Source organism: Candidatus Palauibacter soopunensis, from assembly GCF_947581735.1.
In the GTDB taxonomy this organism is placed as follows: domain Bacteria; phylum Gemmatimonadota; class Gemmatimonadetes; order Palauibacterales; family Palauibacteraceae; genus Palauibacter; species Palauibacter soopunensis.
Map to the genome: position 1 here is coordinate 44,319 of NZ_CANPVT010000002.1, position 24,422 is coordinate 68,740.

At 68.9% G+C, this 24,422-nt stretch carries 27 protein-coding genes; 6 read left to right on the forward strand and 21 right to left on the reverse strand.

The genetic code is table 11. The annotated features are described in order from the left end of the window. Positions 1–88: 88 nt before the first annotated feature. The 12 genes from RN901_RS00495 to RN901_RS00550 form a co-directional block, all read right to left on the reverse strand. The gene (locus tag RN901_RS00495) at positions 89–736 is read right to left on the reverse strand and encodes a hypothetical protein (RefSeq protein ID WP_310754718.1); all 648 of its coding nucleotides are present in this window, start codon (positions 734–736) and stop codon (positions 89–91) included. Positions 737–748: 12 nt separating this feature from the next. Further along, positions 749–1,387, reverse strand: coding sequence for a hypothetical protein (locus tag RN901_RS00500; protein WP_310754720.1), 639 nt, complete (start codon positions 1,385–1,387; stop codon positions 749–751). Continuing rightward, entirely contained in the window at positions 1,380–1,721 is a 342-nt protein-coding gene (locus RN901_RS00505) for a helix-turn-helix transcriptional regulator (protein WP_310754722.1), read from the reverse strand. The genes RN901_RS00500 and RN901_RS00505 overlap by 8 nt, the downstream gene beginning before the upstream one ends. Positions 1,722–1,850: 129 nt before the next feature. Beyond that, positions 1,851–2,459: a hypothetical protein gene (locus tag RN901_RS00510; protein ID WP_310754723.1), complete on the reverse strand. Its 609-nt coding sequence runs from the start codon at positions 2,457–2,459 to the stop codon at positions 1,851–1,853. After that, positions 2,434–3,045, reverse strand: a complete 612-nt coding sequence (locus tag RN901_RS00515) for a hypothetical protein (protein ID WP_310754725.1) — start codon at positions 3,043–3,045, stop codon at positions 2,434–2,436. The genes RN901_RS00510 and RN901_RS00515 overlap by 26 nt, the downstream gene beginning before the upstream one ends. Positions 3,046–3,094: 49 nt before the next feature. Further along, positions 3,095–3,790: a hypothetical protein gene (locus tag RN901_RS00520; RefSeq protein ID WP_310754727.1), complete on the reverse strand. Its 696-nt coding sequence runs from the start codon at positions 3,788–3,790 to the stop codon at positions 3,095–3,097. Positions 3,791–3,922: 132 nt separating this feature from the next. Next, positions 3,923–4,906 carry an NADPH:quinone reductase gene (locus tag RN901_RS00525; RefSeq protein WP_310754729.1) on the reverse strand — a complete coding sequence of 328 codons (984 nt, stop codon included), beginning with the start codon at positions 4,904–4,906 and terminating at the stop codon, positions 3,923–3,925. Between the two features lie 15 nt (positions 4,907–4,921). Then, on the reverse strand, positions 4,922–5,062 hold the full coding sequence (locus RN901_RS00530; protein ID WP_310754731.1) for a hypothetical protein: 141 nt from the start codon (positions 5,060–5,062) through the stop codon (positions 4,922–4,924). After that, the gene (gene panB, locus RN901_RS00535) at positions 5,059–5,916 is read right to left on the reverse strand and encodes a 3-methyl-2-oxobutanoate hydroxymethyltransferase (protein WP_310754734.1); all 858 of its coding nucleotides are present in this window, start codon (positions 5,914–5,916) and stop codon (positions 5,059–5,061) included. Before panB ends, RN901_RS00530 begins: the two co-directional genes overlap by 4 nt. Positions 5,917–5,931: 15 nt before the next feature. After that, positions 5,932–6,168 (reverse strand): ferredoxin, encoded by a 237-nt coding sequence (locus RN901_RS00540; RefSeq protein WP_310754736.1) that lies wholly within the window; start codon positions 6,166–6,168, stop codon positions 5,932–5,934. A gap of 7 nt (positions 6,169–6,175) precedes the next feature. Then, a complete protein-coding gene (locus RN901_RS00545) occupies positions 6,176–7,354 on the reverse strand; it encodes a cytochrome P450 (RefSeq protein WP_310754737.1) in 1,179 nt (392 codons plus the stop codon). Positions 7,355–7,412: 58 nt separating this feature from the next. After that, the gene (locus tag RN901_RS00550) at positions 7,413–8,684 is read right to left on the reverse strand and encodes a branched-chain amino acid ABC transporter substrate-binding protein (RefSeq protein WP_310755755.1); all 1,272 of its coding nucleotides are present in this window, start codon (positions 8,682–8,684) and stop codon (positions 7,413–7,415) included. Positions 8,685–8,843: 159 nt separating this feature from the next. On the opposite strand from RN901_RS00550, the gene RN901_RS00555 reads away from it, so the two are divergent. After that, positions 8,844–10,607 carry a hypothetical protein gene (locus RN901_RS00555; protein WP_310754739.1) on the forward strand — a complete coding sequence of 588 codons (1,764 nt, stop codon included), beginning with the start codon at positions 8,844–8,846 and terminating at the stop codon, positions 10,605–10,607. A 34-nt stretch (positions 10,608–10,641) separates the two neighbouring features. On the opposite strand, the gene RN901_RS00560 is transcribed toward RN901_RS00555, so the two are convergent. Beyond that, positions 10,642–11,073, reverse strand: a complete 432-nt coding sequence (locus RN901_RS00560) for a DUF6165 family protein (RefSeq protein WP_310754741.1) — start codon at positions 11,071–11,073, stop codon at positions 10,642–10,644. Between the two features lie 29 nt (positions 11,074–11,102). Between RN901_RS00560 and RN901_RS00565 the strand changes: the two genes are divergently transcribed. Continuing rightward, positions 11,103–12,143 (forward strand): DUF933 domain-containing protein, encoded by a 1,041-nt coding sequence (locus tag RN901_RS00565; protein WP_310754743.1) that lies wholly within the window; start codon positions 11,103–11,105, stop codon positions 12,141–12,143. A 21-nt stretch (positions 12,144–12,164) separates the two neighbouring features. On the opposite strand, the gene RN901_RS00570 is transcribed toward RN901_RS00565, so the two are convergent. Further along, on the reverse strand, positions 12,165–13,241 hold the full coding sequence (locus RN901_RS00570; protein WP_310754744.1) for a histone deacetylase: 1,077 nt from the start codon (positions 13,239–13,241) through the stop codon (positions 12,165–12,167). Between the two features lie 116 nt (positions 13,242–13,357). On the opposite strand from RN901_RS00570, the gene RN901_RS00575 reads away from it, so the two are divergent. Together RN901_RS00575 and RN901_RS00580 are read left to right on the forward strand one after the other, a co-directional pair. Further along, on the forward strand, positions 13,358–14,206 hold the full coding sequence (locus RN901_RS00575; RefSeq protein ID WP_310754746.1) for an aldolase/citrate lyase family protein: 849 nt from the start codon (positions 13,358–13,360) through the stop codon (positions 14,204–14,206). An 8-nt stretch (positions 14,207–14,214) separates the two neighbouring features. Then, positions 14,215–15,750: a hypothetical protein gene (locus RN901_RS00580; RefSeq protein WP_310754748.1), complete on the forward strand. Its 1,536-nt coding sequence runs from the start codon at positions 14,215–14,217 to the stop codon at positions 15,748–15,750. Positions 15,751–15,813: 63 nt separating this feature from the next. Here the strand turns inward: RN901_RS00580 and RN901_RS00585 are convergent, their stop codons facing one another. The 3 genes from RN901_RS00585 to RN901_RS00595 are packed head-to-tail and all read right to left on the reverse strand — an operon-like array spanning position 15,814 to position 19,144. Next, complete coding sequence (locus tag RN901_RS00585; protein ID WP_310754750.1) at positions 15,814–16,359, reverse strand: rhodanese-like domain-containing protein; 546 nt, start codon at positions 16,357–16,359, stop codon at positions 15,814–15,816. 43 nt (positions 16,360–16,402) lie between these two features. Beyond that, on the reverse strand, positions 16,403–17,650 hold the full coding sequence (locus RN901_RS00590) for an aminotransferase class I/II-fold pyridoxal phosphate-dependent enzyme (RefSeq protein ID WP_310754752.1): 1,248 nt from the start codon (positions 17,648–17,650) through the stop codon (positions 16,403–16,405). Between the two features lie 18 nt (positions 17,651–17,668). Next, a complete protein-coding gene (locus RN901_RS00595) occupies positions 17,669–19,144 on the reverse strand; it encodes a serine hydrolase (RefSeq protein ID WP_310754754.1) in 1,476 nt (491 codons plus the stop codon). 132 nt (positions 19,145–19,276) lie between these two features. On the opposite strand from RN901_RS00595, the gene RN901_RS00600 reads away from it, so the two are divergent. Next, positions 19,277–19,519: a hypothetical protein gene (locus RN901_RS00600; RefSeq protein ID WP_310754756.1), complete on the forward strand. Its 243-nt coding sequence runs from the start codon at positions 19,277–19,279 to the stop codon at positions 19,517–19,519. A gap of 9 nt (positions 19,520–19,528) precedes the next feature. Further along, positions 19,529–19,873: a redoxin domain-containing protein gene (locus RN901_RS00605; RefSeq protein WP_310754758.1), complete on the forward strand. Its 345-nt coding sequence runs from the start codon at positions 19,529–19,531 to the stop codon at positions 19,871–19,873. On the opposite strand, the gene RN901_RS00610 is transcribed toward RN901_RS00605, so the two are convergent. The 4 genes from RN901_RS00610 to RN901_RS00625 are packed head-to-tail and all read right to left on the reverse strand — an operon-like array spanning position 19,836 to position 24,317. Continuing rightward, positions 19,836–20,426, reverse strand: coding sequence for a redoxin domain-containing protein (locus RN901_RS00610; RefSeq protein WP_310754760.1), 591 nt, complete (start codon positions 20,424–20,426; stop codon positions 19,836–19,838). The genes RN901_RS00605 and RN901_RS00610 overlap by 38 nt on opposite strands. Next, complete coding sequence (locus RN901_RS00615; protein ID WP_310754762.1) at positions 20,423–21,187, reverse strand: cytochrome c biogenesis protein CcdA; 765 nt, start codon at positions 21,185–21,187, stop codon at positions 20,423–20,425. Before RN901_RS00615 ends, RN901_RS00610 begins: the two co-directional genes overlap by 4 nt. Beyond that, positions 21,184–23,319: an amidohydrolase family protein gene (locus RN901_RS00620; protein ID WP_310754763.1), complete on the reverse strand. Its 2,136-nt coding sequence runs from the start codon at positions 23,317–23,319 to the stop codon at positions 21,184–21,186. Before RN901_RS00620 ends, RN901_RS00615 begins: the two co-directional genes overlap by 4 nt. Further along, positions 23,316–24,317, reverse strand: coding sequence for an MBL fold metallo-hydrolase (locus RN901_RS00625; RefSeq protein WP_310754765.1), 1,002 nt, complete (start codon positions 24,315–24,317; stop codon positions 23,316–23,318). The genes RN901_RS00620 and RN901_RS00625 overlap by 4 nt, the downstream gene beginning before the upstream one ends. Positions 24,318–24,422 lie beyond the last annotated feature (105 nt).

Below are 24,422 nucleotides of genomic sequence, written 5' to 3' on the forward strand. Positions count from 1 at the left end.
CAACCGCGTCGCGCCCCACGGGGCGCAAGGATACACCAGCTTGAAAATGTACCATCGACGCAGATCGCCCGGCCAGCCGCGCCCTACACTACACTGCAGAGGCCCAGTCGCGGCGGCGGAACCACAGGGCGGTCGCCACCACTACGAACGATGCGCACCACACCCAGAAGCCAACGCCCGAATGAAACCCGGGGCCGGCGTCGCCCAGACGGAGTAAACCGAGACCCAGGGGCAGAGCGCCCGTCAACCCGACGATGCACGCCGTCCACGCTCTCCTCCACGGACGCCGGCGTCGCCACGCCGGAAGGGTCAGGAGCAAAATCAGATTGGGCAGCCACAGCGCGGCGACCGCCAGAACCTCCCCCCTGACAGTATGCTGAATCAGCTGTGGGACGATCTCGTAGCCGTAGGTTGTCCGATCGATGCTGGGGCTGGAATACCCAAACGCCGGCATGAGAAACGACGTCGCGTAGAGCGCCCAACCCGCGAGCAGGAGACTCCGCCAGCGGGGCCGCCCCGCTCTCGTGAATTCCCGCGAGATCGTAGAAGGCTCGCCGAGTTCGTCCACGGCGGTCGCGAACGCGTTGGCCGGTGCCAGCGCCGCGTCCAGTTCGAGTTCGAGATCGACGCGGGCGCGGAGGTGATCTTCGAGTTCATCCAGTTCGCGAGCCGACAGCGACGACCTGTGCTCCACCCCCGATCGCCACTTCCGGACTTCCGTGTCCAGTTCAAACACGACTGCGCCGACCTAGGCGAGCGTCTTCTTTGGTCGGGCGGATGCCCAGCCGCGTCGGCGGCGCCACAGGGCGACCGAGGCGAACACGAAGGAGGCGGCCCACGTCCAATAGCCGAGACGCAACGCGGCCAGCGCATCGGGACCGTCCGAGATTATCGCGGCCGCGCCGAGTCCGAGAGCCGACAAACCGATGACTCCGAGGATTCCCGCGAGCCACGTGCCCTTTAGTCGATGCTTGCGCCAAATGAGAGGCAGCATCAGGAGCATCGGCAGGTTCAGGGGCAGCAGCTCGATGTCGGCAAGCAACTCGTACCCGCGCGGTACCCAGGTGTCGATGCCCCACGGCATCGGGATATGTAGCACCGGCAGCAGTAGCGAAGCCGAATAGAGGGTCAAAGCACCGGCAAGCAGGAGCTTCCATTGGGGTCGGCCGGCCCGGGCGAACTCCTTGGAGAGCGCCTTCGGTTCACCGAGGTCTCGCCGGGCGATCGCGAAGGCTTCCGTGGGGGCAAGTGCGGCGTCCAACTCCAGTTCCAGGTCGACGCGGGCGCGCAGGTGATCTTCGAGTTCATCCAGTTCGCGAGGCGAGAGGGACGACCTGCGATCCAGTGCGGTCCGCCACCGTCGGACTTCATTTTCGAACTCAAACATGGCTGCCTCCCCAGGACATCTGGAGGGCTCCGTACACGGCCCGCCAACTCTCTCGATCGGTTGAGAGCTGGCGCTTCCCGCGGCCCGTCAACCGGTAGTACTTGCGACGCCGTCCCGCGTCGGTGAGTTGCCAGCGGCCCTTGATGAGTCCGTCGCGCTCCAGCCGGTGAAGCACGGGGTAGAGCATCCCGTCGGACCACTCGAGTTCACCGCCGGAGAGCAACTGGACCTGCTTGAGAATCTCGTACCCGTACGTCTCGCCACCCGCGAGGATGGAGAGCACCATCGGGCGCGACGACGCGGCCACCAACTCCTTGTAGACCGGCTTCTTCATCCGGAGACCCCTGTGCCGGAGACCTGATACCATGAGATACAATGTACCTTGTATGACAAGGTATGACGTCGGATGGTTGTACACAAGGATGCGGCCGGACGTTCCCGCGGGAACGTCCGAAAATCGCTGTCAGCTCGGCGGGAGCGGGATGGAGGCCACGGACGGGCGATCGAATTCATCCCGGGACACGCCCCAGATGCGGGAGGGCGTGAAGCGAAGCGCGTCGAAGCGGTCCGGGAGTCGCACGTCGCGCGCGGCGCCATCGAGCTCGATGCGCAGCCACGAGGGGCCGCCGCTCAATCCGCCCGCATCGAGATCGAGGGGTTGCAGCCACATCGTCCCGTCTTCGCTGCAGCGGAAATCCACGTACCGGGGGAGATAGCTGGCGAGTTCGTGCGGTGCTCCCTGCACCATGTCGGCCATCTGATTCACGAGCCGAAGGCTGTCTTCCCGGGTAAGTCGAGTTGCGACGTCTCCCGTCACCTCGGCCTGCCTCAGCGCGAACACCGCTCCGGCGAACTGTCGCGGCGCGACCTCCGTGAAGGGCACGGGCGGAAGGTCGATGGGATCCACCTCGGCGCCGGATCCGTCGAACCCGCGCAACTGATTCCTCACCCGGTCGTGCACGCGCACGAGATTCTCGCCGCAGGGAGCCCACAGCCGATACCACAGGGGAAAACCGCCGTCGCTCTGGATGAAGTCTCCGGACGGGTCATCCAGGACGTCGCCGAGCGCCACGAGGGTTCGCGTCCCGCCCGTCTCCGGGATCCACGGCGACCAGGTCCGCTCCCAGGAGCCCGTAACGGAACTGCAGTACGCCCCCATCCATCGTCGCGGTCGAGTGGGGCACAATGACCTCGCGACCGAGCCGTGCGGTCCGCACCGAGGCCTCCAGCATGCTCATGCCGCTTCGCACGCTGCCCCGGGGGACCGACGTTGACGTGAGAGAGAACTGCTCCCAGCCGGCTTCGAGTCGCGAGACGCGAATCAGCGCATGGTGCATGAGGTCGAGGACCCAGGTCTCGCCCTCCCATCCTCCCGTTACGAAGGCCGACGGCATCGGAAACTCGTCAGGCCCGCCTCCGGGCGATCCGTGAGCGCCGAGCGACCCGCCATCCGCACCGAATCCCATGAAGTACGGCTCCTGCGAATTCAGCACCCAGACCGAGCCGTCGGCGAGTACTTCGAGGTCCCGGACCACCGCGAGAGAGTCCGAGGTGCCCAGCACCTCGACGACCGACGCCGCCAGTTCAAGTGGTGGCGGCCGGTCGCCGTCTACGTCTGCGCCGTCAGCGCATGCGACGAACGCCGTGCCGGACAGCAATGCCGCAGCACACCGACACGATCGGGTAATCGGCCTCAGCCGGGCGAGCTCAAACATTCCGTGCTCGCCTTGTGTCCGAGCGGGTGGAGGCCCACGCGCGGCTACGAAGCAGGAGGGCTGCTGCCACGAGGGCATGCGCCGCGGACCATGCCCAGTACCCGAGGCCGAGATACGGATAAACCGTGATCTCACCATTGATGGTGACGGCGGATCCGTCCAGGAGGCTGGCAATACCGAATCCGAGGGCCGAGACGCCAAACGCCCCGATGGTCCAGGTGAGCCACCGCACTCTCGATCGCCACGAATACAGCAGGGCGGGCAAGGTCATGGCCATGGCCAGATTGGGGATCAGAGGGAGAATCCAGCCGTCCACGAGCGCCGGTTGCAACCATTCGTGCGCCGGAGCTGACCACGGCACTTCATTGAACACAGTTTGAAGTGCCGCAGGCCCGGCAATCGGCAGGAAAAACGACACCCCATACACCGCCCATCCCGCCACCAGGAGATATCGCCACCTGGGCCGTCCGGCCTTGGTGAACTCCTTCGCGAGCGCCCCCGGCGCGCCCAGACCCTCGCGGGCGATCACCAGCGCACGGTAGGGAGTAAGGGCCGGGTTCAGCTCCAACTCCAGGTCGATGCGTGCACGCAGGTGGTCCTCGAGTTCGTCCAGTTCGCGGGGTGCGAGAGACGACCTGCGTTCAAGACGCCGTCGCCAACTCGCGATCCCGGTCTCCAGTTCAAACACGGCTCTTCATTCGAATCTCGATTTCAGACGTATACCACGAAGTACAATGTATCTTGAGATACAAGGTATAAGTCTTGGAGAATCCGGCAAGGGCTTCCTACCGGTCAGGGACAACCGGACTGTCGCCCTTGTTCAGAGACCGAGGTCGATCAGGACCTTGCCGGTTGGGCCGGACTCCACCGCCTCATGAGCGGCTACGATGTTCTCGAGCGCGAAGCGGTCTGCGACCGTGTGGCGCAGTTCCCCCTCGGTCAGCCACTTCGTGAGGTCTTCCACGGCCTTCTGCTTCGCGTCCTCGGGCATGAGGAAGACGAGTTCGAAGCGCACGGTGAGGTTCTTGTAGAGGAGGGTGTAGAAGGGGACGGCCGGCTGCGGCTCGCCCTCCGAGGCGTAGGCGGAGATCACCCCGTTCGCCTTCAGCATCTCGATCGAGGCGTCGAGATTCCCGCCCATTTCGACGTCGACGATGCGGTCGACGCCCTCTCCTTCGGTCAGTTCCGCGACGCGGGCCGGGACATCTTCCTCACGATAGTTGATGACGACGTCCGCGCCCGCAGCCCGGGCGATCCTCGCCTTCTCGTCCGCGCTCACGGTGGAGAGGACCCGCGCGCCTCCCAGCCTGGCGCACTGGATCGCGTAGGCGCCGACCGCGCCCGCGCCGCCCGTCACGAGCACGGTCTGCCCCTCGACGGGACCGTCGCCGTACACGCAGCGGTGCGCGGTCAGGGCGGGGATGCCGAGACACGCGCCATCCAGGAACGACGCGTTCGGGGGAAGCGGGACGGCCCGGGACTCGGGGACGGTGGCGAACTCCGCCGCGGTACCGAGGTCGCTCCCCCACTGCGCCTCGTAGATCCAGACGCGGTTTCCGAGCCTTCCGGGATCGACGCCGTCACCCACCTGGTCGATGACCCCGGCGCCGTCGAAGTGCGGCACCACGAGCGTGGAGGCGAGCGCGCCGCGGCCACCGGCACGCCGCTTCACGTCGACGGGGTTGATTCCGGAAGTGCGTACGCGAACCCGAACCTCGCCGGGACCGGGCACCGGCGTCTCCTGCTCCCCCACCTCCAGCACGTCGCCCGCCGACCCCAGTTTCGTGTACCATGCCGCTCGCATGTCGTCCTTCTCCCGCTATTCGCCGCTGGAGTCGCTGCCCGTGTCCGCGCCGGAACTCAGGCCCTCCGAGTGTCCGTCCACGGGAAGTGCCTGCCCGGATATCTTCGCACCTGCGTCGGAAGTGAGGAAGAGGAGGAGGGCGGCCACGTCGCTCAACCGCCGTCCCCCGCCGGGTCGTAGCCGTGTTCCTCTGCCGGGTAGCTTCCCGCCCGCACCTCCTCGGCGTAACGCGCGACGGCTTCCCGCGTGGCCTTTCCGAGTTCGGCGTAGCGCTTCAGGAAACGGGCCCTGAACCCCTCGTTCAGACCGAGCATGTCGTGCAGCACGAGCACCTGCCCGTCGCAGTCCGGCCCGGCGCCGATCCCGATCGTCGGCACGGAGACGGCCTCCGTCACCTGCCGGGCCGCGGAGGTCGGCATCAGCTCGAGGACGATGGAGAAGACGCCGGCCTCCTCGAGGGCGACGGCGTCCTCCACCAGCCGGGCCGCCGCCTCTTCATCCTTCCCCTGAATCCGGTGTCCCCCGAGCGCGTGGACGGACTGCGGCGTGAACCCGAGGTGGCCCATCACGGGAATCCCCGCCCGCACAATCGCCCGCACCGCGTCGACCACCTCGAACCCACCCTCGAGCTTTACGGCGCCGGCTCCGGTGTGCTTGAGGATGTTCCCCGCGTTTCGCACGGCCTCCGTGGGCGAGACCTGGTAGCTCAGGAAGGGCATGTCGACGACGACGAAGGCGCGCGACGCTCCCCGCGCCACGATCCGGCCGTGGTACGTCATCTGCTCCACCGTGGCGGAGAGCGTCGTCTCCTCTCCGCACAGGACGCTCGCCAGCGAGTCGCCGACGAGAATCAGGTCCACGCCGGCCGCGTCCACGAGCGATGCGAAGAGCGCGTCGTAGGCCGTGATGGCGACGATCTTCTCGCCGCGCGCCTTCATCGCCACGAGATCGAACGTCGTCCGCTTCCGTGCTTCGGAGCCTCCGCCCGGCACGCTCATCGTTCGCGTCACGATGTCATCCTCGGTTCAGCTTCCCGCGGCCGGCTCGGGCGGGAACAGCGTCCGGCCCGTCTCGGCATCCATCACGCGGATCGCGCTCACGGGACAGTTCGCGGCTGCTTCCAGGACGAGCGCCGCCGGCTCGCCCCCCGCATCGACGACCGTCGACTGGCGGTTCTCGTTGTGCGCGAACACCCCCGGCGCGGTGGCCACGCACATCGCGTTGCCGACGCAGAGCCCGTGGTCGACCTCGATCCTCACCATGTGATCTTCACCATGTCACGGGCATGGATTCGATGGAGCGGAACTGGATGCTCGGCTGGTAGCGCAGTTCATCCGTCTCGAGCGCGAACCGCTCGAAGCGGCGCGCCAGTCCGCCGAACACTTCCTGTCCCTCCATGCGCGCGAGCGCGACGCCGAGGCAGTAGTGGATCCCCGAGCCGAAGGAGAGATGCGGGTTCGGCTGGCGCCCGATATCGAACGTGTCCGGGTCCTCGAACACGGACGGGTCCCGGTTCGCCGCCGCGATGATCCAGCGGATCCGCTCGCCGGGCGACAGCGTCTTCCCGCACAGTTCGGCCTGCTGCGCGACGATGCGCTGGGTCGACTTCACCGGCGGATCGAAGCGGAGACATTCCTCCGTCGCCGTCCGCGCGAAGCGGTCGGGGTCGGCCCTGAGCCTGTCCCACTGCGCCGGATGCTCGATGAAGGCGCGGAGACCGTTGCAGATCAGGTTCATCGTCGTCTCGTGCCCCGCGAACAGCATCAGTCCCACATTCACGAGCACCTGATGGCGGGTGAAGACGCCGTCGCTTTCCCCCCGCGCCAGAGCCGAAATCAGGTCATCGCCGGGATTCTCGATCCGCTCCTCCACGAACGGGCGGGCGTACTCCACGATCCCGCGGATCCCCTCCGTCAGGGGCCGCAGCCGGTCGGGTTCGCCGCGATTCAGGTGGAGGATGCTGTCCGCGAGCCCGCGGAGCGTGTCCATGTCCTCGCGCGGGACGCCCATCATCCGCGCGATGATCCGCACGGGGAGCGGCGCCGCGAGGTCAGTGACGACATTCATCCGGCTCCGGGGCCACAGCTCATCCAGGAGTTCTTCGACCGCCCGGCGCACGAAGGGTCGCCAGCCCTCCATCGCCGTAGGCGTGAAGAAGGAGTGAACCGTCTTCCGCTGCTCGAGGTGTTCGGGCCGGTCCTGCTCCACGAGCTGATCCGCGCGGAACGTCCTGACCTCGTCGAACAGGGGCGCGTCCTCGGGCAGCACCGGCGGATACGGCGCCCCCTCCACGCCCCGGATCACCGCCGAGGAGAAGAGTTCGTGGTGCCGGAGGATCCAGACGACGGGATCGTATCCCGTCACGACCCACAGCCCGAACTTCTCGTTCCAGTGGACGGGATCCCGCTCCCGCAGCCGCGCGAAGGTTGCGTACGGGCGTGCGATCACCTCTTCCGCGAAGAGGTCGTCGAGATCCGCCCCCGAGGCGGCAGCCCCTAACGGACGGCTAGGGGGAGAATCGGTAGACGACGGGCAACCGCTCGACATCGGTGACGCTCGAGTCCGTGTGGTGGTAGATGAGCTGACGTCCGGTGCCGCAGTCGCCGAAGGCGTCGCAGGAGATCGTGCCGATGAGACCCTCGATGCCGGTGGATCCGATCCGAGCGCGCAGCGCGGCGCGGTCGATGTAGAGGCGTCCGCCCTCCTCTACCGCCACGGCGCCGATGGCGTCGAGCAGGAACGTCGTCGCGTCGTAGGCGAGCGCCCAGTAGGGGGTCGAGGGATGCTGGCCGTACTCGGCTTCGTACGCGGCGCTGACGGTCTCGGCGCTCTTCCCGGTGACCGCGTTGACGTTGCCGCGATAATCCGACTGGGGCCCGGCGAAGTAGATCCCTTCGGACTGCGGCTCTGCCAGGAACTCCGAGACGAGGAGGGCCGCACCCGAGATCAGCGTCGCGCCCTCGAGGCCGTCGAACCCACGCGCTTGCGCCGCGAACGGCGAGCCCTCGGGGACGAAGAGCGGGAAGAAGATCCCGTCCGGCCCGGCGGCCGCGAACTCCCCGAGCACGGACGTCATGTCCGTCTGACCCTTCGCGATTCCGGTGGCGGCGGGGACTTCGCCGCCGACCGCACGAAACGCGTCCCCAAAGGCGTTTGTCAGCGCCGTCGTGTAGGGATCCCCGTCGTGCAGCGTGACGATCCGGCGGAGGCCCAGTTGATTGTAGGCGAAGTCCGCCAGGGCCCGGGCCTGGTAGATGTCGTTGTTGGCGACGCGGAAATAGCCGGGGTGGTGGTCCGGGTTCGGGTTGCCCGCCAGGTCCGAGGTCAGCAGCGGCGACGTGGTGCTCGGCGCGATCATCGCGAACCCCGCCTGGCTGATCACCGGCGAGGCGGCCACGGCGGCGGCGGAGCACGATGTCCCGATGACGCCCACGATCTGCGGATCGGCGACGACCTCCCGGGCACGGGCCCGACCGCCGTCGGGAGAACACATCGAGTCCAGCGGGTCGCCGAGGTCGACGCTGCGGCCGCGAACGGTGCCCACGTCGCGGACGGCAAGCTCAACGCCGCGCCTGGCGGCGATCCCGAGTGACGGCGCCCCCGTCATCGACAGCAGGGAACGGATCCGCACCGACTCGCCGCGCAGAAGCGTCACGGTTCCCAGCGGGCCCGGCTCGAAGCTCGAGGGTCCGGTGCTTCCATCACACGAGACCGCGAATACGGCCGCCAGAACCACGATCCAAGTCTGTCGAACGGTGCCCCACCCAGCGTGCATCATCACTCCCCCTCGTGACAGTTGGTATGCTTCGCCGCAAGCTACGCGCAGGTCTCGGCGCCTCCAAGATGTCTCGGCGGCCGGCAGCCCGTGGGAAAACTCCGCGTCGGCGCCGGCCGCGGGGATGACCGACAGGACGGTCGACGCTCGAAAGGGATCGCGATGACTCGAAACCGGCTTCCGCTGATGGCCGCGCTTCTCTTCGCATGCGCCTGTGGAGATGCGGGGGGGCCCGGCTCCTCGGCTCCGGTCCCCCTCGAGGAGCTGACCCGTGGGGCCTGGTCGCCGCCCGCCATGCTCCGGAGCCACCGCTTTCTTCCCTCGTCCGAGGCGGAGCCGGCCCGGCATCCCTTCTCGGGCGTCGTCACGCTCGCCGGGGCCGAGATCGCCACGGAACCCGCGGAACTCGATCCGCGCCGGTTCATGGGTCGCGATACCAAGCTTTTCCCGGACGTGTCACCGGGATTCGTGGCGGATGGGCGCGACCTGATCCCGTGGAGTCGCGATCTCATCGTGTCCGGCACGCGCACCGAAGCGGGGAGTTACTGGGATGTCCTGGTCGGGCCCGGAACCGTCTGGTCCGAGCCCGGGGAAACGTGGTCGCGGGCGGCGTTTCCGCTGCAACTCGCGAGTTCCGTCGAGAACGAGACGTACAACGGGGTCGCGACCTTCGCCTTCAACGACCGGGAGGTGTCGGGCGTCCGCTTCCAGACCGTGACGCAGGGGCGGCCCTACTTCCTCGTGCAGCGGCGGTTGATGTGGGGTCAGCTCGCGGCCGAGTTCGCGCCCGGCCCGGCACCGGCAGGACTGGTCGAGGCCTTCGCCGCGGAGAAGGCGCTGCGTCTGCCGCTGCGCCCGATCTCCGACCTTCGCCCGCTCGTCGGAGACTCGGTCTTCGACGCCATGCACGGTGACATGAATGTCGAGAACATGGTCACCGCGGCCCTTCTCGTGCGGGACACCCTCTACGCCGCCGACTGCCCCACGCCGTTCGGCGAGCTTCCCTTCTGCGGGGAGCAGCGTTTCGGGATCTGGTCCGTGACCAAGTCCACCGGTAACACGGTGGCCGCGCTGCGGCTGGCGCAGCGTTACGGGCGCGCCGTTCTCGAGGAGCGCGTGGCCGACTACCTGAACGTCACGGCCGAACACGACGGCTGGGACGATGTCCGCTTCCGGGACATCCTCAACATGGCCACCGGCGTCGGGGAAGGATCGACGCGGACCGAGCCCAACAACACGGGCGACGGCTACCTGGTCGGCTACGACGACTGGTACACGGCCATCTCTAAGGACGAGCGGATCCGGCAGGTCTTCCGCGCCTCGAACCATCCGTGGGGGCCGGGGGAGGTCGTCCGCTACCGCGACCAGGACGCGTTCCTCATCGGCGCGGCGATGGACGCCTACCTCAAGCATCGCGCCGGGCCGGAGGCGGACCTGTGGGAGATGCTGGAGGAAGAGGTCTACCGGCCCATCGGCGTGCCGCACGCGCCGACGAACCGGCTCGTCGAGGCGGACGGGTCGCTCACGCTGCCGCAAATGTCACAGGGCTACTACCCGACTGTGGACGACCTCGCGAAGATCGCGCGGCTCCTGCAAGACGGCGGCGTTGACGACGGCGAGCCTCTGCTGCACCCCGAGTTGACCGCCGAAGTGATGTACCGGACGGATGTGCGCGGGATCACCTTTGGCCCGCCGGTCGAAGTCGGGCAGCCCAGCTACTACCTCGCGGTCTGGCACCAGAACTACGTCGGAGAAGGGGGCTGCGTCGTCGACCTCGCCCGGATGTCGGGCTGGGGCGGGCACCGCGTCGTTCTCTTCCCGAACGGCATCGTCGGCATCCGGATCTCGAAGGTCACGGGGAACGAAGCTTCGCCCGTGGACGGTCTGGCCGCCGTGGCCGACCGTCTGGACCCGTTCTGTCCCTGACCGGGCCGAGTCCGCGGCCCGGCCGGGTCCGCGACTACGCCGAGTCCGCCTCGGGATCCGTCTCCGAATCCGCCGAGGCATGTGATTTTTCCTCGAGGATCGCCGAGCCGTAGTCCTCGCTGAGGGCACGCTTGAGGCGGTGACGTTCGTCGTTCAGGCGATACACCTGCCGCGCGGCCTCGGTGAAGCGGGGGCCGAAGTCGTCCGCGCGTTCCAGGCGACGCAGCTCGTCCTCGACGTCCCAGATCCCCCGGTTCACCTCCGTCAGGGCGGCGACGCGCTCCCTGACGCGGGACGGCGCGGCCTCGAGCGCCCCGATGGTACGCACGCACACGGCCTCGACGTTCGCCAGCTCGGAGTTCACATTCGCGAGCTTCCGGCGATCGCGGATGCGGGCCTGTTTCAGTCGCAGGATGGTGATGCGGTCGATGAGTTCGCCGGCGGAGACCGGGATTTCGATATTCACGCACCGAAGATAAGCGGGGAGAGGACGCGGTGAAGATAGGGCTGGTGGGGTTCACGGGCGCCGGCAAGACGACGGTGTTCAACGCGATGACGGGACTCGGCGTCCCGGTCGGGTTCGGCGGCGAGGTGCGGCTGGGTACGGTGCGGGTTCCGGATGCCCGAATCGACGCGCTCAGCGCCCACCTGTCCCCCCGCAGAACGACGTACGCGGAGATGCGGTTCTGCGACATTCCGGGCGAGCACGGGGCGGCGAGCAAGGGCCTGTCGCCCCGCGGGCTGCAGCAGATCCGCGACCAGGAGGCGCTCTGCCTCGTCCTGAGGGACTTCGACAACCCCGCGCTGGCCGACCCGCCGGATGCGGAGGGCGAACTCGAGGCCTTCGCCACGGAATGTCTGCTCTCCGATCTCGACCTCGTCGAGCGCCGGCTGGACCGGGCGCGTCGCGAGGGGGCGGACGCTGTCGAGATCGCCGCTTTCGAACGGGCGCTCGCGGCGCTCGAAGGCGAACAGCCGCTGCGGACCGTGCCCCGGGCGGAACTGGACCGCGCGCCGTTCCGCGGCTACGGCCTCCTGACGGACCGTCCGCTGCTCGCCGTGCTGAACCGCAGTGAGGACCGCGCCGGGGAGGCGCTGCCGCCGGCGCTCGCCGCGCGACTCGCCGCGATGGGAGCCGGCGGTCTGGCGCTGTCCGCGCCCGTCGAAGCGGAGATCGCCGTCCTCGAACCGGAGGACCGGGCCGCCTTCGTGGAGGCGCTCGGCCTGCGCGAACCGGCCCTCGCACGCTTCATCCGCGCGGCCTACGGGCTCCTCGATCTCATCTCCTTCTTCACCGCCGCCCCCGCCGAAGTCCGCGCATGGACGATCCGGCGGGGCACGAACGCCCGGCGGGCGGCGGGCCGGGTCCACTCCGACATGGAACGCGGCTTCATCCGCGCCGAGGTCATCCCCTACGAGGTGTTCGCGAAGTACGGCTCCGAACAGGCCGTGAAGGAGGCCGGCCTGCTGCGGGTCGAGGGCAGGGACTACGTCGTCGAGGACGGCGACATCCTCCACATCCGCTTCAACGTCTGACCCGACGTCCCGCCCGGAGACCTACCCTTCGAGCAGTGTCTCGATGTGGGCGGCGGTGGCAAGCGCCGTCCCGTCGAGGTTGTAGCCACCCTCCAGCAGGGAGACGACGCGCCCTTCGCAGCAGGCGTCCGCGTAGTCCATCGCGGTCCGCGTCATGCGCCGGAAGGCGTCGTCCGTGAGCGCGAAGCAGCCGAGGAGGTCGTCGACCCGGCTGTCGAAGCCCGCCGAGAGGATCACGAAGTCGGGATCGAAGGCGGCGACGGCCGGCGAGAGCGTGTCGTCCCAGCGGCCCAGCATGTCCGCGTCGGTGGCGCCGCAGTCGAGGTGCACGTTGATGTTGAGTCCGCTTCCCTCGCCTTCGCCGGTGAGGGCCGGGTCGCCCGTGCGCGGATATGCGGCCCAGTCGTGGGCGGAGAAGAAGAGCACGGACGGGTCATCGTAGAAGGCGTTCTGCGTCGCGTTCCCGTGGTGGTAGTCCCAGTCGATGACGAGCACCCGCTCGAACCCGTGCACCTGCTGCGCGTACCTCGCGGCCACGGCGGCGTTGCTGTAGTAGCAGAACCCCTCCTCCGCGCCGGTGTTGTTCGCGTGGTGACCCGGAGGGCGGATCGCGCAGAACGCGTTCCGCACCTGCCCCGCGACGACCGCATCGATCGCGGTGAGCGCGCCGGACACGGCGAGTGCCGCAACCGGGCCGGAGACGTCGAGTTCGCGGATCGACGCCACGTGCTCCGGCGCGTGGTGCGCCTCGATGTGCGGCATCGCCTCCGTGGCCGGCGCAAGCGGCACCGTGGCCTCGTCCAGCCCGCGCGCGACGAGTTCCTCCCGGATGCGCACGAGGCGGTCGGGAATCTCCGGGGGGCGCCCGCCGTCCGGCCGGACCAGGACGTGGTCCAGGTAGCGGGGGTCGGAGAGGAGCCCGGTGCCCGTCGCGGGGCGGGTCGCGCGGTCGCTGGAGGCGTCCCCCGACTCCCCCGGGTCGGGCGCCTCCCGGCAGGACCAGGCGGCGGCCGGAAGCAGGCCGAGGCCCGCGACGCCCAGCGCGGCCTCCTCGACGAACTTCCTTCGGGTGCGGGCGAAATCTCTCGGTCTGCGCATGGCGGGACCCCCTTTCCTGAAACTAGACTAACCGAAGCCCGACGAGGGCCGCGAGACCCGTTGCGAGAGCCTGTCGCGACAGTTCAAAACCGGCCTTCCCAACCCCGAGGTGCCTCATGGCCGCCGGAAACACGCGCAGGAACCCTTCTCTCCGAACCCTGAGGCTCCTGGCGGGCGTCACGGGAGGTATCGCCCTCTTCCATGGTTGCGGCGGAACGCCGGGAGAGGAGGAAACCGAAGCGATGGCGGAGCCCGAGGAGGCGGCCGACACCCGGATCGTGGACGGACTCGCGGCCGGGGATGCGATCTTCGGACTCTTCTCCGGCGATCACACCCCTGAAGCCGGCGCGGCCATGGCCGCGAACCGTCCTCTCGATTTCGTGTTCTACTCGCTGGAGTCCGGCCCCTTCGACATTCCCGCCCTCGAGGCTTACGCCACCGGGATGTCGGAAGCCTCGGGACACATGATGCCGCACCCGATGCTGCTGCGGATCCCCCCCATCCGGGACGGGCACGACGAAGCGCGGGATCGCGCCGCCCAGGGATTGGCGGCCGGCGTCTCCGGGATCGTCTACCCCCACGTCGAGACCGCCGAGGAAGCGGCTCTCGCCGTCGACGCGCTCGGCGATGCCGCCTGGCCGGGCAATCCCGACGGCCACCTGATCAGCTTCCTGCTCATCGAGGACCAGGTCGGGATCGACAACGTGCGCGAGATCGTCTCCACTCCCGGCGTCAGCGCCGTGTCGCCGGGGCCGGGCGATCTGCGGCGCGTCTACGATGGAGACATGGAGAAGGTGGAGGAGGCGATCCAGATCGTGCTCGCCGCCTGTCTCGAGTTCGACGTGCCGTGCGGGGTTACGGCGGGCGTGGACGACATCGCGATGCGGATCGAGCAGGGGTTCCGCGTGATCATCGTCACCCAGCCCGAAGCCGTCGCCCTCGGAATGGCCGCCGCCGGCCGCTAGGAGGAAGAATGAAGTCGCTCAGCCTGATCACACCGGTCCTCGCGCTCGGGTTTCTGCCCGCGGGCGCGCTCGCGCAGGAAGGCTCCGGAGGCGGAAACGGAAACGAGCCGGAGCCTTCGCGCTGGGAGTCGAACCATTCCATCGTCGTTGACGGGGAGACCGTCGAATACCAGGCCGTCGTCGGCAGCGTCATCCTCCGGGACAACGAGGAGAACGCGACGGGAGAACTCTTCTACACGGGATACTTCCGGACGAACGGCGGAGACCCGTCCACGCGCCCCATCATCTTCGCCTACAACGGGGGACCGGGGTCCGCGTCCTTCTGGCTCCACATGGGGATCATGGGTCCGCGCCGCGTCGTGACGCCCAACGTGGGACAGCAGGCGCCGCCCCCGTACCCGCTCGTCGACAACGGCTACACTGTGCTCGACATTGCCGACGTCGTGATGGTGGACCCGATCGGGACCGGGTTCAGCCGTCCCGCCGGCGACGCCGTGGGGACCGATTTCTGGGGGATGGACGAGGACGCCGCCTCGCTCACCCAGTTCATCCGCCGCTTCCTGAGCGAGAACCGGCGCTGGAACTCGCCCCGCTACATCCTGGGCGAGAGCTACGGCACGACGCGTTCGGTGCTGCTCGCGCGCCACCTCCAGGGCGCGAACATCGACCTCAACGGCATCGTGCTGGTCTCCGCCGTCATCGATTTCAACACGCTCCAGTTCCCGGATGGATCCCATATCGGCTTCATCACGAACGTCCCGTCCTTCGCGGTCGCCGCCGAGTATCACGACATGCTGCCGGGCGGGCGCCCGGACGACCTCGAGACGTTCATGAAGGAGGTCGAGGCGTGGGCCCTGACCGACTACGCGCAGGTGCTGCTCGCCGGCACCGCCGTGGATCCCGAGCAGCGCGCGCGGGTGCTGCGGCAGATGCACGAGTACACGGGGCTGAGCATGGAGTACCTCGACAAGGCCGACCTGCGCGTCTCCGCCCCGGAGTTCGAGAAGGAACTGCTGCGGGACCGGCGGCTCACGCTGGCGCGGCTCGACACGCGGTTCACGGGGCCCACCGGAGACCTGCTCGACACGGAGCCCGAGCACGACGCCCAGTCTTCGGCGATCAGTTCGGCCTACACCTCTCTCTTCAATACCTACGTGCGGGATGAACTCGGCTACGACGGCGACCGCGAGTACTGGCCCAGCGGGATGACGCGCCCGTGGAACTGGGAGCGGGAGGGAGGCCGGCGCGGACCCTTCGGCGGCTCGGCGCTCAACGTGGGACCCGACCTCGCGCACGCGATCGAGCGCAACCCGCGCCTCGAGGTGCTGCTCATCAACGGGATCTACGACTTCGCGACGCCGTACTTCCCCATCGTGTGGTCGCTGGAGCAGCTCGGCCTGCCGCCGGACCTGCGCGACAACATCACGCGGGACGACTTCGCCGCCGGCCACATGATGTACGTGGAGGAGAGCCTGCTGCCGCAGTGGCGGGAGACGCTGGCGGGGTTCATCACCCGGACGGCCGGAGGGAACCTGGTCCCGTAGCCTGACCGCGCGGCGCCCGGTCGGGATCGCGCGCGAACCGGATTGGCGCCCGGCCCGCCGATCCTACCAGGTGGTCTCGTAGCGGGCGGGGGCGAGGTCCCAGGTTTCGCCGTAGACGTGCAGGCGGCTCGTCGGTCCATCCGGGCCTACGAGCGGCGCGCCGGCGTGGGTCCATGAGAGGAGGCTCCCGCGCAGGTTGAGGACGTGGCGGCCCTCCTCGTTCTGCCGCTTCGCGTACTCCGAACTTCGGTGCCCGATCGTGCAGTAGGCGACGACGGTGAGGTCCGCGTAGCGGTCCGGATCCCGTTCGAACTCCTCGGAGGTGATGGAGCCGGGAATCCAGGAGATCTCGCGCTCGCGGGGCGCCCGGGCGTCGACGAGCACGACGCTTCCGGTCTCGAGCAGCCGCCCCACTTCTTCCACGGAGACGGCTTCCACCTCAGGAAAACGCCGTTCGACTTCCGCCACCATCTCTTCCACGCGCGCGAGCTTCTCCTCGTCCGTCAGCGCGGCCTGGCCGGTACAGCCGGTGGCGGCCACGAGTACGAGGGCCGGCGCCAGAGCCAGAAGAGTCGGCGCCAGAATCGGAACTGCCTTGTGTCGTTCCATCGTCTTTCTCACGGACAGATCGTTTTTCTCCCGGCTGGGCCGTTCAGGCGGCTCGGGCGGTCGCGATGCCCTCGGTCAGCGCGTCGACGAGCCGGGGAATCGAGTGCGCCGGCGTCGCGCACAGCGCGATCCGCACCGCGCCCTCCATCGGGACCACGTACACCCCCGCCTCGCGCATGGTTGCGGCCGTCACTCCCGCGTCGGGCGTGAACACGGAGACGAAGAAGCCACCCTCGTAGCGGGGGTAGGAAAGTCCCGCCCTCCCCGCCAGTTCGTTGAAGACCTCGACGCGCTCGTTGAGGAGGCGGATCATCCCTGCGCGCTCCTCGTCCGTGCGCCGGCGCAGATCCGGATCCGTGAGGAGTTCGGTGGCGCCGAGCAGTCCGAGGTGGTTGCAGTTCGACCACGTGGCCCGGCACGAGAACCCGAGCGCGTTCGAGATCCGCTGCCGCTCCTCCGCCTCCCGGTGGAGCGCCACGAGCGCCCCGACGCGCGCGCCGTAGAGGGCGAACGACTTCGATACCGTCCAGCCCACGAGCACCGTCGCGGACTCCATCATCCGCGGGAGGTGGGCGACCCAGCCGTTGGACCCTTCGTCGCCGAACTTCGCGTACGCGTGGTCGAGGAGGAACGCGACGGGACCGCGCCGGCCGACCTCCCGCACGATCTCCGCCACGGCCTCCCACTCCGACTCGTCGAGCGAATAGCCCGTGGGGTTGTTGCAGGGGAAGTTGAAGAGGACGAGCGACCGCCCCTGCCGCGCGATCTGGCCCTCGAGCCCCGCCCGGAACGCCTCGACGTCGAGGCGGATCCCGGCGTCGAACATGTTGAAGGTCTCGACCGCGCGTCCCGAATGGGCCGAGATCGTGTGGTACGGCCCCCAGTAGTAGCTGGGCGTGAGCGCCGCCTGCCCGGGTTCGAGGAAGTTCAGGATCGCGTGGTGGATCGCCCCGGTGCTCCCGGGCGTGGCGACGGCGACCGCCTGCTCGGCGAGGCCGCCCTCCCCGCACAGGTCCGCGATCACCGCGGCCAGGTACGGAGGGTCTCCCGAGATCGGCGCATAGCCGGCGGCGCGCGCGTGCGGCACGCGCCCCAGCGCCTCGGCCGCCGCGGGCATCACCGCGAGCGTCCCGTCATCGTTCATCAGCGCCCCGAGCGTCGAGTTCAGGATCGACTCGCCCGCCGCCGCCCGCCGCACCGCCTCTCCGTGGAGGGCGAAGATCGGGTCGTTGCCTTCGCGCGTCGCCGCCTCGGGTATGAGGCTGCCGGAAGAACCGGAGTGGGTCGTCATCGCCGTCGTCATCCTCCGCTACCGGACCTTGTTCGAGAAGTTTCCGTGCACGCTGTACCGGGCGATGGCGCCGTCCTCCCGGTGGAAGATGTATGCCTCTCCCGGCTCGCCGTCGTCCCGCACACGCCGGAACGTATCGCCGCTCTCGTGCCGCAGCTTCGTCATTCCCTCGACCGGATCGTTCGAGGGGACGCCGAGGGCCGCGAGCCCATCGTCCCACCGGAGGATGACCGTCTCCCCCCACGTGGACTGGTACAGTCCCTCGTACTCCGCCAGGGATGCCGGGCGCGCGGTTCCGCCGCCGGGATCGCTCTGGATCTCCTCGAAGGCCGCGCCCAGCGTCGCCATCATCTTCGTCCACACGTCCGTGGGATTCGCCTGCGCGTTCATCATCACGACGCCCGCCAGCTTCTTCGCCGGGAGGAGCTGGAAGGTCGAGCGGAAGCCGGGGCAGCTCCCGCCGTGGCCCACCGCGCGCTCCCCGTCGCGGCGCGAGACGGCGAACCCGAGCCCCCACATCGTGTCGAAGTCGGGGTCGACCCAGTGCACGCGGTGCATCTCCCGCAGCGTGTTGACGTCGAGGATCTCCGTCCCTCCGTTCTCCAGCAGGCGGAGCTGCCACGAGGCGAGGCGCGCCAGATCCTCCACGGTGGAGGCGAACCCCGCCGCGGACGCCATCCCCAGCGCCTGGAAGAAGGGGGCCTCGGCCCGCTGGCCGTCACGCTCGAGCCGCGAGTAGCCGGTGGCGTAGCGGCCGCCCTGGTGCTCGACGGGAATGTCGGTGTACGTGTCCGACATCCCCAGCGGCTCCAGGATCCGGCTCCGGATGTAGTCGTCGTACCCCATCCCGGAAGCCTGCTCGATCAGCTGTCCCGCTAGCGCCATCCCGAGGTTCGAGTACTGGAAGTAGCGGCGGCCGGGATAGAGCGTCTCCTGTCCCGAGAGCCCCTCGATGATTTCGTCCCGCGTCGGGAAGGGATGGTCGGGGCCCGTCCAGTAGGGGTGCGCCGACTCGCGCGGGAGACCCGAGGAGTGGGTGAGGATCCCCTCCACGCTCACGCTCGGACCGCCGGGAAACATCTGCTCGAGGTCGTACCACGGGAGGTGCGTGGAGACGGGATCGTCGAGGTCCAGTTTGCCCTCGTCCCGCTGCTGCATCACGCCGATGGAGGTGAAGAGCTTCGAGATCGAGCACACCGAATACATCGTCGACGGGGTGGCGGGGACCTCCGTCTCGCGGTGCGCGTACCCGTAGCCCCGCGTCCAGACGAGGTCCTGGTCGTGCACGAGCGCCGCGGAAACGCCGGGGATCTTCTCGTACGCCATCTTCGCGTCGAGCCAGGCCTCGAACAGCGCCACCGCCTGCTCGAAGCGGGGATCGTTCACGGGATCGCCGTTCCCCTGCGCGCACCCGGACACGGGGGTCGCGAGAACGATGGCGACGACGAACGCGATGGCACGACGCCATGGACGGCCTCGGGACTGACGGATCATGAGGCGCCTCCTTGAGGGCAGGGTCGGAATCGGACTTGAGCCGTTGCTCAACTCTGGCGCGAACGCGGAGGGCGCGCCACCCTTCGGCATGGTTCTTCCACCTGTCTTTCACCCGCACGAAAGGACCGAGACATGCGGAGACTTGTCCTGGCCGCGGCCATCGCGACGGGCCTGGCCGGAACGCTCGCCATCGGAGGCGCGGCCCCGGTGAGCGCGCAGGACTCGCAACTGCTCGCCGTGGGCGAGATGGCGCCGGATTTCGCGCTGCCGGGCGCGACGCGGTACGGGGCGCTCGAGAACCCGATCCGCCTCAGCGACTACCGGGGCGAGACGGTCGTCCTCGCCTTCTTCTTCAGAGTCAGGACGCGTGGCTGAACGGTTCAGATGAGAGCGTACCGTGATCAGTACGCAAGTCTGTTCAACGAGGGCCGGAACGTGGTCCTCGTCGGCATCTCGAACGACCCGGTCGACGAACTCGCGTCATGGCTGAAGGACGAGGACTTCCCCTTCCTGTTCGCGAGCGACGCGGGCAACGACGGGGGGACCTACGTCGACTTCGGCGGAGGCCTGAGGGAAAGCAACGCGGTGGACAGCCGCGCCGTGATCGTGGTAGGGCCCGATGGGCGCGTGGCGGGCGTGATCCCGAGCTTCAACCAGGTCGACCCGGCCGCCTACGACGAGTTGGCCACCATCATCGACGAGGTGACGCCGGAGCCTGTGGACCCGTAGCAGAATCGGCAGCGAGTATTCCGGTGACGGCCCCGACGAGATCCTGGTCGGGGCCGACGCCGGTGTAGGCCACCTTCCCTTCCGCGTCGAGGATCACGACGATCGAGGTCGTGGTCGCCGAGTAGGCGCGCACCGCGGCGCCATCCGCATCCCACAGATAGGGGTATTCCGCCCCGTGCGCCTCCGCGTGGCGCCTGACGCGGCGCAGCGACTGGGCCACTGCCACGGCCACGGCGACGACGTTGACCCGGTCGCCGAAGTCTGCCTGCACGCGGTCGATCTCGGGTTGCAGCCCCTCGCATTGCTCGCACCACGCGGCCCAGAACTCGAACAGCGCGGGCTTGCCGTCCGCGTAGTCGAGAAGCTGGACCTCGTTGCCGTCCAGATCCTGCAGGGTGGCGTCCGGACCCTGCGTCCCCGTGGCGAGGCTCACCTGCCCCGCGCCCGCCTGCGCGTGGAGTGGCGCCGCCACGGCGAGCCCGGCGAACGCGGCGAGCCCGGCGAACCATGTGGCCGACGCGTAGCGGGCGATCCGTCCCGGTTTCGTGTTCACATGAAGTATCCCGCCCGGATGAGGTAGAACTGCGCCATCCCGATCATGATGACGGCCGCGGCCCGTTTCATCCAGATCATCCACGTCCCGGATTTCGGCAGCACGGCGAGCGTCCCCGAGAACAGACCGACGGCGATGAGCACGGCGGTCATGCCGATGGAGAAGGTGAACAGGTAGACGAAACCCATGAGGCCCGCCTGCTGGGCGACAACCCACGTGAGGACGACGGCGAAGGCGGGCGCCCCGCACGGCGCGGCCACGATCCCCGACGTCGCCCCCAGGAGGAACACGGCGCGGTAGGATCCGCCGCCCCGGCTGCCCGCCCACGCGAGGAGTCGCTTCGGCACCGGGACGGGAAAGACATCGAGCATGAACAGGGAGAAGAAGAGGAGGAGGTTCCCGGTCGCGAACAGCGCCCAGAAGCTCGCCCCGATCGACCCCAGCACGGTGCCGCTGAGCCCCGCGATGACGCCGAGCAGGGAATAGAGGAGCGCCAGTCCGAGGGCGTAGGTCAGCGTCAGGCCGATGGTGCGCTTTCGCGACTGCCCCTCGCCCGCCGTGCCCGATATGACCGAAAACGTGATCGGGATCATCGGCCAGATGCACGGGTTCGTGCTCGTGAGGACGCCCGCCGCGAAGAGGACGCCGAGCGAGAGGAACGGGTTGTCGGAGAGCGCCGGGAGGAGCCCGCCCGCCGGCTCGACCTGCAGGGCCGCGAGCGTCACGGCCTCGACGGCGCCCGTTGCGATGGGGTCGATCACGGGACCAGCGGCTCGGCCGGGGGGCCGCCGAAGACGATGACGCCGTCCTTCACAACGAGCTCGATGTTCCGCAGGTCGGCGATGTCGGCCAGCGGGTCGCCATCCACGAGGATCAGGTGGGCGCGCCGCCCCGGTTGCACGGTCCCGAAGTCGTCCTCCTTCCCGAGCCAACGCGCGCCGTTCGCGGTCGCGGCCCGCAGGATGGCGGCGTTCGGCACACCGGCCTTCGCGTACGCCTCGAGTTCGTTGAACAGCCCGACGTTGTCCGTGCCCGCGAGCAGCGGCACGCCGACCTCGACGGCGCGCCGGACGAACTCGCCCATGCGCTCGTACGCCTGCCGGGCCGTGTGGAACTCCTCGAGCGAGAAGCGCGAGCGGTCGCTGTCCTCGATCTCCTGGATGTAGAGAGTAGGGTCGAGCCCCGTCTCCGTCTCGGCCATGAGTTCGAGGAGGGACATGACCTCGGGGCTCTCCGGATCGATCTCCCGCCAGTCGGCCTGCATGCGCCCGACCGGGTTCCGTCCGCCGTCGAGGGACATGTCCCGGCCATCGACCTGGATCTCGGGCGGCAGGAAGTCCTGCCACACGCGGATGTGGTTGAACCCGCTGATGCCCGCTTCGATCGCCTGCCGCCAACTCGTGCGGACTCCGATGTGACCCGTGACCGGGAGTCCCTGCACGCGCGCCTCCGCCACGACGGCCGCGAGCACATCCGGGTCGAGGAGGAAATACGCCTTGAGCAGGTCGACGCCCTGCGCCTTCAGCGCGCGGACGAGCGCCGGGGCGGCGGCGGGGTCGTCGATGCTCACGTCAACCAGGGGGTGGTAGCCGGCGGGGCCGTCGATCAGGGGGCCGGCCGTGTACACGTCGGGGCCGGCCAGCACGCCGAGACGCACCGCGTCCTTGAAGTCCATCGCGTCCTGGATCGCCGAGCCGGGATCGCGGATCGCCGTGACACCGGCGGCCAGCAGGTCGGCGCCGGCGAGGGGCTGCCAGTAGTGGTAGTGGTTGTCCATCAGCCCCGGGAGCAGCATGCGGCCACCCCCGTCGATGACCGGCGTGCCCGAAGCGACCTCCGGCACCCCGGCGTTTTCTCCCGCTCTCACCTCGGCGATCCGCCCGTCCCGGACGAGGACCGCCGCCGCGGGGACCGCCTCGTCGCCGGTGCCGTCGAACAGGCGGACGTTCGTGATCAGCAGATCGTCGGCGGGATCGTCGGCAATCGCGAACCGGGCCTCGAAGGGAATCGGAGTGAACTCCCCGCTCGCCAGATCCAGCCGCTGCATCCGCCGCCCGCCGAGGACGAGCAGCCACTCGCCGGACGGATGGAACGCGAGCTGCTTCTGGTCGAATGCGCTTGGGAAATCCTGCCGTTCGCCCCGGATCGACACGACGATCCGGTCTTGGCCGTTGTGCGTCATCACGTGCGCGCGACGCGTGCCGTCGGCGCTCCACGCCACGGCCATCTCCCGCTCCGGCGTGTCCGTGACCCGTTCGAGCGACATCTCCTCCAGGTCGAGTTCATACAGGTCCGTGCCATCGAAGCGCCCCGTCTCGAGGAGGATCCGGTTCCCGTCCGGCGAGAGGGCGAACGACCACTCGTGCCAGCTCCGGGTGTGCGTCAGCTGTTCCGCCTCGCCGCCGGCGAGCGGGATCCGCCACACGTGCGCCTCGTACTGCGAGCGGTCGTCGACGAAGAAGAGCTGGCTTCCGTCCGGATGGAACTGCATGTGCCCGACCGACCCCGGAACACCATGCAGGAAGCGGACGCCCCCCGTGGCCATGTTGCGGACCAGAATGTCGGCCCCCTGGCGGGATCTCGCCGCGTAGGCGAGGAAACGGCCGTCCGGCGACCAGGCGGGGCGCGTGTCCCACGAAGCCCCGTCCGTGAGTTGGCGCGCGGTGCCGCCCTCGGCGGGAAGCGTCCAGATCTTCCCCAGGATGGAGACGGCGATCGTCGACCCGTCGGGCGAGAACGCGGGATCCCGGGCCCCGATGTCCACGGTGACATGCGACTGCGCCTCAACTGCCCCGGCCCCCAACACGAAGCCCGCCGCGAGCGTGATGAGCCTGACCTTCGCCTCCGTTCGTCCACGGGCGGCCTTCATCCCGGTGCTGTTCCGCGCGCTCATCCCGGCAGCTCTCCGTTCAGTTCCATGTACACGCGCCGGATGGCGCGCAGTTTCTGGCTGTCCCGCAGCGACCATTCCTCGATGTCGCCGAACGAGACCGCTTCCGCCGCCTCTTCGGCGCTCAGCCCGTCGCCGTGAAGCCGCGTCGCCTCCTCCACGACGGCCCGCACCGCGTCCCGGAACGACACAAGCTCCGCCTCGAGGACCGCGGGCGCTTCCATCACCCCGTGTCCCGGCACGTACACGTCCACGTCCATCTCGATCGCCCGGCCCAGCATCGCCACCCACTCCGAGGGATACGCCGAGCGCATGGCCGGGAAGATGTGCTTCAGGTACGTCTCGCTCATGAACAGCACCTTGCCGTCGGGCACGTACACGACGAGGTCGCCGCCGGTGTGCGCGCGGCCAAGGTGCAGGAGCTGGATCTCCCGTCCCCCGAGTTCGAGCACCGTGTCGTCGCCCACGATCTCCGTCGGGACGATGACGGGCGGCGCCTCCTCGGGCCGGTTCGGGTTCGCCGCGCTCGCCTCCAGGATCGCCGCCGACGTGGGGTGGGCAAAGAAGCGAGCTTCCGCGGGGAAGGCCGAGTTGCCGCCCGTGTGGTCCCCGTGGTCCGAGGCGACGACGACGTGCGTGATCGGCCGGTCCGTCATGCCCGCGACCGTGTCGACGAGCCGCTGCGTCTCCTCCGGATTCTCCTGGCCGTCCGCGACGAGCACCCCTTCCGGCGTGATGACGATGAGACTCACGGTCGTGATGATCTCGCCCCCGGTGGGATGGATCTGCTCGTACGCGTAGACATCCTCCGCGACTTCGATCACGCGCGGATAGTCCGCGTCCGTGAACCCGTGCTCGTAGGGGTCGGACGTCTCGGGCCCCGCCGCCGCATCCACCGCCGCATCCACCTCCGCGTCCAGGGAGGTGTCGCCGGGCGCCCCGCAGGCGGCGAGGAACGGAAGAGCCAGCCAGGAAATCCGATGAGAAGTGCGCCGAACCATCTCCATGCCTCCGTGAAGGAGAGAACCTGATCCGAATCTTCTCCTGCGGAGGGTGACGACCGCCAGACCCGGCCAGACTGGTCCGGGTGGGAAGGGACGTGCTAG